Origin of the sequence: uncultured Campylobacter sp. (genome assembly GCF_937890585.1) — a bacterium.
In the GTDB taxonomy this organism is placed as follows: Bacteria; Campylobacterota; Campylobacteria; order Campylobacterales; family Campylobacteraceae; genus Campylobacter_A.
The window spans coordinates 1-1,007 of the sequence record NZ_CALACG010000361.1 but is presented as its reverse complement, the minus strand read 5'-3'; the positions used below and the strand labels follow the sequence as shown (position 1 = coordinate 1,007).

The following is a 1,007-nucleotide window of genomic DNA, read 5'->3' as shown; positions in this document are numbered from 1 at the left end:
GATATGAATATGTATATTTTTGTTAATTTTAAATTTACGATGAAAGCAACCTAGATAATGAAATTTCTGCTATGTCTTAGCTTATCTTTGATAGCGCTTTTTGCCGAGGGTAAGGGCTGTTTCGTCGATGAAAATAGTCAAAACATCATCTTTGTAAAAGATGGCGAGACAAAAAGCCTAGGCTTAAAGGAGAAAATTTACAAAGATCAAAGATGTGCTTTTGATGAGAGCTCTTTTTACGTTGCAAATTTAAACAACGAGATCGTAAAGGTGGCTAGCGAGAAGGAATTTTTATTTGCTCTGCCAAATGTTGGCTGTAAGGTTTCAAATATCTTGCTAGAAAAAGATAAAATTTACGTCGCTTGCGATATGGCAAATGTCGTAACGATCGCCATTTTTGACAAGAGTTCTAAAAAATTTATATCAAAAAATTTTAACAATGTTTATAAAATTTCTAGTTTTTTACCGCTTAGTGAGGGAGCATTTTTTACTAGCTTTAATGGCAAGGCGTTTTTGCTTGATAGCAAGCTTAATGCAAAAGAGCAAAAAAGCGTTGGCTTTGCGCCAGTGAGCGCTTGTAAATTTAGCGATGATGAAATTTTCATAGGCTTTAAAAATGGAGAAATTTTAGATCTTAAAAGTGGAGCTAAAAAGCAAGTTTTAAGATCTAAAATTTCAGCTCTTGCGTGCGTGGGAGATGAGATTTTTGCAGGTGATGAGGGCGGAGTGGTCTATAAATTTGATAAAAGCTTCAAGCTAAAGGGCAAAAAAGAGCTTTTTGGCGGTGAGATAAAGGAAATTTTTATAGACCAAAAAATTCCTAAGGATATAAGAGATAGATTACCAATTTTTCTATATAATAATAAAATATTTTGGGTATTACATTAATGAGCTTTTATCAAAGTGGTTCTATGAAAATTTAATAAAAAACAAGAGTGAAAGTGATTGTAATAATCTTTTCAGTCAGATAAAAAATTTCATAGTCGAAAGAGTTGGCGATATGCACA

The 1,007-nt window shown here is 32.6% G+C and carries 1 protein-coding gene; it reads left to right on the top strand.

Annotated features, from left to right (window positions below; all coding sequences use genetic code 11):
* The first annotated feature begins 57 nt into the window (after positions 1 to 57).
* Positions 58 to 888: a tRNA lysidine(34) synthetase TilS gene (gene tilS, locus Q0296_RS10840; RefSeq protein ID WP_298040486.1), complete on the top strand. Its 831-nt coding sequence runs from the start codon at positions 58 to 60 to the stop codon at positions 886 to 888.
* The last annotated feature ends 119 nt before the right edge of the window (positions 889 to 1,007 follow it).

Coding starts and splice junctions, on each gene's coding strand:
- tilS (WP_298040486.1), top strand. CDS start 58: ATGAAATTTCTGCTATGTCTTAGCTTATCTTTGATAGCGCTTTTTGCC.